This is a genomic window from Actinomyces sp. ICM58 (assembly GCF_000283035.1).
Lineage (GTDB): Bacteria > Actinomycetota > Actinomycetes > Actinomycetales > Actinomycetaceae > Pauljensenia.
Window position 1 is genome coordinate 1 of the sequence record NZ_ALIY01000104.1, and the last position, 9,509, is coordinate 9,509.

Here is a 9,509-nt window from a genome sequence, read left to right on the forward strand (position 1 = left end):
ATCGGCGGGTGGGTGAAGGACGGGGGAGCGTGGTATTACCTCGATCCGAACACGGGCGTCATGGCGACCGGCATGGTGGGCGTGGACGGCACCTGGTACTGCATGGACTCCTCGGGTGCGATGCGCACCGGGTGGGCGCGCCTGGCCGACGGCTGGCACTACTTCGCCCCCAGCGGCGCCCAGATCGGCGGGTGGCTGAAGGACGGGGGAGAGTGGTACTACCTCGACACCGATAGCGGCATCATGCGCACAACCCCGCTCGAACTGAACGGGCGCCGCTACGAGTTCGACGCCTCGGGCGCGTGGCGCGGGTACGAGGCGCCGGCCGGCTACCTCCAGCCCACCGACCACATCACCGGGCTCGGAGACCAGACCAACACCCTGACGTGGGGCATGAACGGCGTCAAGGTCCGCATCGTGCAGCAGCGCCTCGGCCTGTGGCACGCCACCAAGCTCGCCAGCGTCGACGCCGCCTTCGTCTCCGCCGTCACAAACTTCCAGCGGCGCGCGGGCCTGAGCCCGACCGGCGTCGTCGACCGAGCCACCTGGGACGCCATGGACACCGGATACCCCTGGACCGTCGACCAGTACCAGGCCAGCCCGCTGCCCCTGACCGCCACGCGCTCAGAGCGCATCGAAGCACTCATCGGATACGCGTGGAACCAGACCGGCTCGTCCTACACGTGGGGAGGCGCCGGCCCCTACGACCTCGGATTCGACTGCTCCGGCCTCGTCCTCCAATCCCTGTACGCCGCGGGTCTCGACCCCCAGCCCATCACCGTCATCAAGCACGGGTGGCCCGACTACCGCACGTCCCAGGAACTCTACGCCTACCCGTACTTCCAGCACGTGCCGCTCGCCCAGCGCCAGCGCGGAGACCTCATCTTCTACAGGAGCGGCGGCGTCGTCACGCACGTGTCCATCTACCTGGGCGACGACATGATTGTCCACACCGACTGGATGGGCCGCCCAGCGCGCATGGACCACATCACCGCCAGCTACGGGTGGGCCAACATGACCCCCGACGTCGTGCGCCCCCTCCCGTAGAGACACCACGCAAACGGGTCGGCCCCGAAGCGGGGCCGACCCGGGGACGAGGGAGGCGGGCTCGCGCTCGCGCCCGACAAATCCCCTATCCGCGCTTCAAGAGGCGCCGCGCCGCGCGCGTGGGGGCCTTCGCCGCGCTACGCAGCGACTCCCCGAGCGTCGGCTTATCCTCCAGCTCCTGACGCAGGGCAGCCACCTCCCCACGCAGCTCGTGCACCTCTTGATGCAGGGCCTTCATCGTGTTCAGCAGGTCAACGTGGACCAGGTTCAGCGAGGAATGCAACCCGGACTCCACCCGCAAGAGCTCCTCGCGCGTGCGCCGGTAATACTCCGCGGTGAGCAACGCCTGGCCCAGGTGCGGAGACGACGGATCCTCCGTCGCCAGCATGGCACGCAGGTAACGATCACGGATATGCAGGTTGTCCCACGTGTGCAGATACGCGTCCGTCACGATCGAATTGCCCAGCGACGGATCCAGCGTGTCACGGTGATGCCAGAAGGCCAAAGGCTCCTCGTCAATGAAACCGACGGGGGAATCCGCGAGCAGACGCAGGTTGAAATCCCAATCCGCCTGCGTCTGCAGGGAACCATCCCAGTGACCCACGCGATCGGCGACCTCGCGGCGGATTAGCTGAGAGATCGGCGGCGTGTAGTTCTCCACCATCATGTCCACGAGGGAGAGGCCGTACATGTCCGTCGACAGGACCTCGCGCTCGATCTCAGTGCAGGTCCCGTCCGCACGCACACGCTCGCGGATGATCTCGCAGCGCGTCGCGACACCCCCGGCGGCCGGATGCTCGTCCAGATAGGCGACCGTGCGAGCCAGGAATTCCGGGTGCCAGGAATCGTCGTCGTCGTGGACCGCGTAGTAGCGGTTATGCGAGGCCTGCAGGCCGCAGTCGAGGGCAGCCTCGCGGCCCTTCGACACCGCGTTGGTGACCACCTGAATCTTGGCGCGCAGCTCCGCGTCCTGGGCGTCGACCACCGAGGCGACCGCTGCCTCGTCCCCCGCGTCGTTGACGACGACGACCTCGTAGTCCGTGAAGGTCTGCGATCCGATCGAACCCAGGGCTCGGGTGAGCATCGCCGGGCGGTTGCGCGTGCGGACGACGACGGTGACTGTGGCGCTCATTTTGTTTCTTCCTTCTCGCGGACGGCGGTGGCGGCGGGCTCAGGCAGCGGCTCCGCAGGCGGCGCAAGTGCCTCGCGTGCGGCGGGGGCGTCCGCTTCCTCAGCGTCGCGCACCCGCGGACCGATCAGGTAGGCGCCCGCCGTGAGGGCCAGGGCGTAACCCATTGACGCGATGAGCCACAGGGTCATCGGAGTGATCGGGGCACCCGCCCACCACCATTGGATGTTCCCGTTTAGGTTACCCGGCGCAATCCAACCCAGGTGTGGGATGTAGAGGAGTCCACTGACGTAGCGAGCGATCGTCGTGTGCATCGCGACGGCATCGACGACGCTCATGAAGAAGACGAAGATCGTCAGCTGCCCCTTCGTGATCGAAGAATTCCTGCGGCTCGAGGCGAGCCAGATGACCAGCCAGGTGCCGAGCAGGGGCAGTGCGTAGCGCGAGTGGTAGCCGCCGAGGTTGGGGAACGTGGGCGGGGTCGCGATCAGGAGGGGGATGCCGGCCATCGCGCCGAAGACCACGAAGGCGGCCAGGGCCTTGCGCCAGCTCATCGCGCGCGCGCCGAAGAAGATCACGGCACCCAGAACGAGGAGCCCGATGATCGTCGTGTAGCCGGGCAGGTGGGTGTCGCGCCAGCCGGGTCCCGAGTCCAAGCCAACGAATCCGGCGAAGTACTCGGGCAGGTAGCGGATGTTCATGATCGCGATATCGATGCGCTCGCGCAGGGTCACGGACGCATCAGACTGGGCGATATGTCCGGACTGGCCGGACCCGAGCATGCACCACACGCCAATGACGCTCAGGACGGTCGCGATGCCGATTTCGGGAAGGTGACGGCGCGTGGCCGCCAGAATCAGGATTCCCAGGGAGGCAACGAAGACGTAGAAGGCAGCGTCGCCTCGGGACCCGTAGCACAGCAGCGCCGCGAAAGCGGCCGCGCCGAGGAGAGCCCAGCGTCGCCACCCCTGCGCGTTGAGGGCCGAGTAGAGGGCCGCGCCGTAGCAGAAGACGCCGGTGATCGCCCACGACGAGGGGTTATTGGAGGCAATGAAGTACAGGCCGATCGGCGTCCACGACACCAGGGCAGCTAAGAGCACGCTGAAACGCACGGACCGGCGCGACAGGGCAGCGATCGCCCCCATGAGGATGATGGCGATCCCGGCGTTGATGGCACGCATGACCCACACCGAGTGCTCGACGTTGTGTCCGGTGAAGAGATGGTGGAACTGGTAGAAGCCATAGGGGTATTGACCGTCGTTGTAGCGGTCTGTCGGAAACATGGTGTCGTCCGAATAGTCGTAGATGCAGGCGTGCGACTTGTCAGCCTTGAATGCTTCGCACGGCGCATGCGACGTGGTCACGGGTGCCATGACGTACAGGTTGCCGTCGATCGTGGTCGTCGCGCACGAGGAGGTGGCGGGGCGTGGACACCACGAGGAGACCAGGTGGTAGTCGTCGTCGGGGGAAGCACCCGGGGGCGAGGCGAAGACCCATCCCGCGCTGACGGCGAGGACGCCGAGCACGACGATGATGAGGGCGAGCGGTCGGGCCGCCGAGGCGACGAAACGATCCCGCAGGGGAGCAAGGTGGTCGGCGAGCGCGCGTGCCATGGAGTGAACCAATCTGTTTCGGACGGATACCCATAATTTACACGAGTCGCCGCCACTTCGGCCGCCGCGAGGCTGTGGTCGGGTTAGAAGACGACCGGCCAGTGGGGCATGCAGGCCGTCAGGGTTGCGTGGGCGCTCGTGGCCTCGGCGAGGGCCTGCTCGTAGGCGGGGTTCGTCTCCGGCTTCTCGCCGCGCTTGAGGGCCTCCTGGGCGGCGGCCTGGTCGGCGTATTCGGGGATGGCGCCCGAATCAAGGGCGGCGTTGCGGTCCACGTAGACGTTGAGGGCGGCCAGGGCCTCGCGCGCGGTGTCGTCGGTCGCCGCGGCGCTGAGCTGCGTGGCGTAGTCGTTGCGCAGGGTCGCCGCGAAGGCCTCCCACGCGTGGTGGCGCTCGTCGGCGGTGGTTTCCCCGGCGCGCCGCGACGCGACCGTGGAGTACGCCTGCCCGGTCTCGGAGGAGGCCAGGGCATCGGTGAAGACGGCGTCCATGGCGGCGCAACCGGGGGAGGCCGCGCGCAGGGTCGGCATGGAGGAGTTCGCCGGCTGCCCGGGGTCTCCCGGGGATACGGACGCCACGGGCACCGACTGGTCGGACTGGGCGGAGTCGGTGACCTGGCACGAGGCCGTGGCCAGTGCGCACATCGCGAGGAGGAGAACCGCGGGGGCGAAACGAGTCACGTCGAGTCCTTTTTCGTTGGGGATGCGTCCAATGTAGCAGCGCGGTGGGGCAGTAGTGGGACCTTGCGCGTGGCGAATAGTGACGTATCCGACGAGGCTGCGGGGGTCGCGGGTCGGGTTTGCCGTGAATGTGCGGCATAATGGTGGGCAGGAAACCGGTGAAAACCACCCTCGGACGCCCACGGGCGCGCAAAGGAGAATACCCATGAAGATCGTTGTGACCGGCGGCGCCGGCTTCATCGGAGCGAATTTCGTTCACACGCTGCTGGAGGACCATCCGGACGTCGACGTCGTCGTCCTGGACAAGTTCACTTACGCGGGCAACCGCGCCTCCCTGACTGACATCCCCGCCGATCAGGCCGCGCGCCTGAGCGTCGTCGAGGGCGACATCGCGGACGCCGACCTCGTCGACGGCGTCGTCGCCGGCGCGGACGCGGTTGTTCACTTCGCAGCCGAGTCGCACAACGACAACTCGCTGCTGGACCCCTCGCCCTTCATCCAGACGAACCTGGTGGGCACCTTCACCCTGCTGGAGGCCGTGCGCCGCCACAAGGTGCGCTTCCACCACATCTCCACGGACGAGGTCTACGGCGACCTCGAGCTGGACGATCCCGCGAAGTTCACGCCCACCACGCCCTACAACCCTTCCTCGCCCTACTCCTCGTCCAAGGCGGGCTCGGACCTGCTGGTGCGCGCGTGGGTGCGTTCTTTCGGCGTGGAGGCCACGATTTCGAACTGCTCGAACAACTACGGTCCCTACCAGCACATCGAGAAGTTCATCCCCCGCATGATCACGAACCGCCTGCGCGGCGTGCGCCCCCGCCTGTACGGCGACGGCCTGAACGTGCGCGACTGGATCCACGTGCGCGACCACAACACGGCCGTGTGGGACATCCTCATGAAGGGCCGCATCGGCGAGACCTACCTGATCGGCGCGAACGGCGAGACGAACAACCGCGACGTCGTCGCCATCCTCAACGAGCTCATGGGCTACGCCCCCGACGACTTCGATCACGTGACCGACCGCCCGGGCCACGACCTGCGCTACGCGATCGACAACTCGAAGCTGGTCACCGAGCTCGGCTGGGAGCCGCGCTTCACGAACTTCCGTGACGGCCTGGCCGACACCATCGCCTGGTACACCGAGAACGAGGCCTGGTGGGCTCCCCTCAAGGAGGCCGTCGAGGCGAAGTACGCCGCCGAAGGGCACTGAGTCCTTGGGTAGCGTGACCCGAGACGACGGTCAGCCTCGCCCCCGCGTCACCGTCCTCATGGCCACCTACAACGGGATGGCCGAGGGCGGGGCGTGGCTCGACGAACAGGTGGACTCCGTGCTCGCCCAGGTGGGCGTGGACGTGTCCCTCGTCGTCTCCGATGACGCGTCGACGGACGCGACGCGCTCCCACCTGGAAGAGCGCGCCGCGGCCGACCCGCGCATCACCGTGTTGCCTCAGCGCGACGGTGCCCCCGGCGTGACGGGTAACTTCCTGCACCTCTTCACGACGCATCCCTTCGACGGGTCCTTCGTCGCCTTCACCGACCAGGACGACGTCTGGCACGAGGACAAGCTGGCCACCCAGCTCGCCCTCATGGCCGCCACGGGGGCGGATGTCGTCTCCTCCAACGTGACTTCTTTCGAGTCGCTGCCCGGCGGTGGAGTGGGGGAGCGCCGCCTGATCCGCAAGTCGCAGCCGCTGCGCGAGTGGGACTTCCTCTTCGAGGCAGCCGGGCCCGGCTCGACATACGTGTTTTCTCCGCAGGCGCACCGCTCGCTCGTCGGCGTGCTCGCGCGGCTCGACTACAGCCAGATCGGCGTGCATGACTGGTACGTGTACGCCCTTGCGCGCTCGATCGGCCTGACCTGGGTGATCGGCGAGGAGCCAACCCTGGAGTACCGCCAGCACGGCGGCAACGTGCAGGGCGCCAATTCGGGTGCGGGCGCTCGCGACGCGCGCATGGAGAAGCTGCGCAACGGCTTCTATCGCGACCAGTTCATCCGCACGTGCCGCGCCGCCCTGGCCGTGGGGACCTTCGATGCGCCGCGCCGCATCGAGCTCGCGGCGATCCTGCGCGAGCTTGAGGCCGACGGGCAGTGGGCCCGCCTGCGCTTTGCCCGTCGCTGGTCGCAGATCAGGCGCGACCGCATTGAGGGGCTTAAGCTCGCGGCCGCGCGCGTCCTGCGCGTCTGGTAGCCGCTAGCGGCCGTAGGTGACCAGCCCCGCGTCCGCGGCCTCCGTCGCCAGGATCTGGGGGAGGCGCTCCGGCGAAACAACGTGGGGGTCGATGAGGACCACGCTGCGCCCTCGCATCCACTGGTCGAGCACTTGCCCTGCCCCGGTGTGCTGCTCCCATAGGAGCGCGACTCGCGACCCGCTGATTCCCTCTGGGGCGCGTAGCCCCGCCAGGGCCTCGTCCCGCGCGCTGGCCAGGAGGTCGGGGGTGTCCACGATGAGGGCGTCGGGCGCCGTGGCGATCTCGGCCAGCGCGTCCACGGCCCCGTCGAGCTGCGCGTCCCAGGCGAAGGACAGGTAGGCGCGGGGCTGGGCGAGTACGTGGGCGCCGGCCGCCAGCGCGTCGCGTGCCTCCGACCCCAGAGAATTTGTCACAAATAGATCGCCGGGCAGAGGCCGTCGCGTGTCGAGGGGCTCCCATCCCATCGCGCGCGCGGCGATCTGCCAGAGCGCGTCCTGCCAGGGTTGAAGGGACGTGTAGATGCGAGTTGGTGCCGGTTCGTCGGAGCCGAAGAGGTCGGCGGCGAGCTCGTTTGTCAGGTAATTGGCGATCTTGGAGAGCCATCTGCTGACCACGGGTCCTCCCAGCTCGACTCGTTCCCGGCCGTACTGGGTGAGGGCGGGTCCTGACCATCCGTTAATCACGCGAACGAGGGTAGTGAGCCTCGTCATATTATTTGCTGCAGAGTCACTCATAGTCGTGAGTATATCGAAGGTCCCAGGCTTTCCAGCTACTGGGTAACTGTGAAGTCATTACAAAACTGTAAGGATCTACCGGGGGGTCAGGTGCTACTCTTAAGGTCTCAATAACGCGAAACCGCTTGACTTCCTGCAATGACACGCGTGTAATTCTCGTATTGATCGATTCGTTATAAGGAGTCTTCCGCATGTGGAACATCTTCGGTGACGGACCCCTCGAGTGGTCCGAGGACGCCGATGCGGCGCTGTACGCCCGCGTTGACGGCCCCCTTGCGTGGCAGCAGCACGCACTGTGCGCGCAGACGGATCCCGAAGCATTTTTCCCCGAAAAGGGCGGCTCCACTCGCGAGGCCAAGGCTGTTTGTCAGGCATGCCAGGTGCGCGAGGATTGCCTCGAGTACGCGCTCGCCAACGATGAGCGTTTCGGTATCTGGGGTGGCATGTCCGAGCGCGAGAGGCGGCGCCTGCGCCGTATGGCCGGTTGATTCCCACTTCGCGCTCCGTCGGCGCCATCCTCGTCACCCGGGGTGACGCGCCGCTCACCCAGTCCGTTCTTCGGGCCATCGATGCTCAATCGATGGCCCCGGACTCCCTTACCATCATTGACGTTGCCGGGCGCCACGTCACCCCCTTCCCCGCCGACCGCGTCCCCGCCGGAGCCGAGCTCGTGCGCGTGGGCCGCGCGCGCACCCTTGGAGACGCCATTCGCCGCGCGCAGGCCCAGGGTGCTCCCTTCGCCTCCGCCCAGTGGTGGTGGATTCTCCACGACGACTGTGCGCCCGAGCCCGAGTGCCTGAGCGAACTCGTCCAGGCCGCCGCTGTCGGCAAAACGGTCGGTGCGGTCGGAGTTAAACAGCTGAGCTGGGACGGGCAGCGTCTCCTCGAACTCGGTATCTTCGCGACATCCAGTGCCCGTCGCCTCGAGCGCATCGGCGAGGAGGAAATCGACCAGGGCCAGTACGACGGCACGACCGACGTGCTCGGCGTCGGAACCGTCGGCATGCTCCTGCGCGCCGAGGCCTACCGGGACGTCGACGGCTTCGACCCCGCCCTCGGCCCCTTCGGCGACGGCCTCGACATGGGACGGCGCCTCCACCTCGCCGGCTACCGCGTCATCGTCGCCCCGCGCGCCCGCGTGCGTCACGCCCGCGCCTCCCTCACCCCCGCGCTCGAGGCCGGCGCCGCCCCGGGTACTACCGCGTCGGCCGACCCCGCCGAGGCGGAGGCCCTCCGTGAGGCCGAACAGGCCAAGTCCTTCCGTCGGCGCCGCTTCGCGCAGCTATACAACTGGTGCAAGGCCACTCCGGCGCTCGTCCTGCCCTTCCTGGCGGCCTGGCTCCTCGTGTGGACCCCCGCCCGCGCCCTCGGGCGCATCGTCACTGGCCGGTCCTCCCTGGCCGTGCCGGAGATCGCCGCGCTGCTCTCGCTGATGGGCGCGACCCCGCGCCTGCTCGCCGGGCGCGCACGGGCCGCCAAGAGCCGCACCGTTCCGCGCTCCGCGCTGCGTTCCCTCGAGGTGACGCCCGCGTCGCTGCGCAAAGAACCAGCCCACGTCGACGAGGACGAACACGGCGAACGCATCGACCCGCTCATCGTCGCCTCGATGCGGCGCTACCGGCTTCGGTCGGCGTCCGCCGCCGTCGGTCTCCTCGTCCTGACCTCTCTTCTCGCGGCCCTCCAGTGGTGGGGGTCGAGCTCCGGACTCGTCGGCGGCGCGTGGGTCTCTGCGCCCGCCTCGTGGACCGAGCTGTGGAACGCCGCGTGGTCCGGGTGGATCCCGGGCGGCGACGGCTACGCCGGGGGCGCCGACCCCCTGACGATCCTCCTGGCCCTGCTCAGCGCCCCCGCGGCGCCCCTGGGCGTCACGCCCGGCGCCGTCGAGACCTTCCTCCTCGTCGCTTCCTCGCCCTTGGCCGCGATGGTCGCGTGGGTGCCCACCCGCTCCCTGACCTCCTCGCTGCGGGTCCGATTCCTGCTCTCGCTGGCCTGGGCGCTCGCACCCGCCCTCCTCATGAGCGCGACGCACGGCGTCCTGGCCGGCGTACTCGCACACGTGGCCCTGCCGGTCCTGGCCGCCTACTGCGCGCCCGAGGCCCGCCCCCTGCTCGTGGAC

Annotated in this window: 9 protein-coding genes; 5 read left to right on the forward strand and 4 right to left on the reverse strand. The window is 68.2% G+C overall.

From position 1 onward, the window contains the following. On the forward strand, positions 1-1,047 hold a 1,047-nt coding region (locus HMPREF1138_RS05060), incomplete at its 5' end, for a C40 family peptidase (protein ID WP_009057345.1). Positions 1,048-1,132: 85 nt separating this feature from the next. Here HMPREF1138_RS05060 and HMPREF1138_RS05065 read toward each other — a convergent pair. The 3 genes from HMPREF1138_RS05065 to HMPREF1138_RS11560 all read right to left on the reverse strand — a co-directional run bounded on the left by HMPREF1138_RS05065 (position 1,133) and on the right by HMPREF1138_RS11560 (position 4,466). After that, positions 1,133-2,179, reverse strand: coding sequence for a glycosyltransferase family 2 protein (locus tag HMPREF1138_RS05065; protein WP_009057347.1), 1,047 nt, complete (start codon positions 2,177-2,179; stop codon positions 1,133-1,135). Then, positions 2,176-3,789, reverse strand: coding sequence for a DUF2142 domain-containing protein (locus HMPREF1138_RS05070; RefSeq protein WP_009057339.1), 1,614 nt, complete (start codon positions 3,787-3,789; stop codon positions 2,176-2,178). The genes HMPREF1138_RS05065 and HMPREF1138_RS05070 overlap by 4 nt, the downstream gene beginning before the upstream one ends. An 83-nt stretch (positions 3,790-3,872) precedes the next feature. Continuing rightward, positions 3,873-4,466 carry a hypothetical protein gene (locus HMPREF1138_RS11560; RefSeq protein ID WP_009057346.1) on the reverse strand — a complete coding sequence of 198 codons (594 nt, stop codon included), beginning with the start codon at positions 4,464-4,466 and terminating at the stop codon, positions 3,873-3,875. Positions 4,467-4,671: 205 nt separating this feature from the next. On the opposite strand from HMPREF1138_RS11560, the gene rfbB reads away from it, so the two are divergent. Both rfbB and HMPREF1138_RS05085 read left to right on the forward strand, forming a co-directional pair. Next, positions 4,672-5,679 carry a dTDP-glucose 4,6-dehydratase gene (rfbB, locus tag HMPREF1138_RS05080; protein ID WP_009057343.1) on the forward strand — a complete coding sequence of 336 codons (1,008 nt, stop codon included), beginning with the start codon at positions 4,672-4,674 and terminating at the stop codon, positions 5,677-5,679. A 58-nt stretch (positions 5,680-5,737) separates the two neighbouring features. Next, positions 5,738-6,658 carry a glycosyltransferase gene (locus tag HMPREF1138_RS05085; protein ID WP_050981238.1) on the forward strand — a complete coding sequence of 307 codons (921 nt, stop codon included), beginning with the start codon at positions 5,738-5,740 and terminating at the stop codon, positions 6,656-6,658. 3 nt (positions 6,659-6,661) lie between these two features. Here the strand turns inward: HMPREF1138_RS05085 and HMPREF1138_RS05090 are convergent, their stop codons facing one another. Beyond that, the gene (locus HMPREF1138_RS05090; RefSeq protein ID WP_009057341.1) at positions 6,662-7,273 is read right to left on the reverse strand and encodes a hypothetical protein; all 612 of its coding nucleotides are present in this window, start codon (positions 7,271-7,273) and stop codon (positions 6,662-6,664) included. 311 nt (positions 7,274-7,584) lie between these two features. Between HMPREF1138_RS05090 and HMPREF1138_RS05095 the strand changes: the two genes are divergently transcribed. Then, positions 7,585-7,881, forward strand: coding sequence for a WhiB family transcriptional regulator (locus HMPREF1138_RS05095; RefSeq protein WP_009057337.1), 297 nt, complete (start codon positions 7,585-7,587; stop codon positions 7,879-7,881). After that, a partial coding sequence (locus HMPREF1138_RS05100) for a glycosyltransferase family 2 protein (RefSeq protein ID WP_009057344.1) occupies positions 7,878-9,509 on the forward strand: 1,632 nt, incomplete at its 3' end. The genes HMPREF1138_RS05095 and HMPREF1138_RS05100, both read left to right, overlap by 4 nt.

Coding starts and splice junctions, on each gene's coding strand:
- HMPREF1138_RS05065 (WP_009057347.1), bottom strand. CDS start 2,179: ATGAGCGCCACAGTCACCGTCGTCGTCCGCACGCGCAACCGCCCGGCG.
- HMPREF1138_RS05070 (WP_009057339.1), bottom strand. CDS start 3,789: ATGGCACGCGCGCTCGCCGACCACCTTGCTCCCCTGCGGGATCGTTTC.
- rfbB (WP_009057343.1), top strand. CDS start 4,672: ATGAAGATCGTTGTGACCGGCGGCGCCGGCTTCATCGGAGCGAATTTC.
- HMPREF1138_RS05085 (WP_050981238.1), top strand. CDS start 5,738: ATGGCCACCTACAACGGGATGGCCGAGGGCGGGGCGTGGCTCGACGAA.
- HMPREF1138_RS05095 (WP_009057337.1), top strand. CDS start 7,585: ATGTGGAACATCTTCGGTGACGGACCCCTCGAGTGGTCCGAGGACGCC.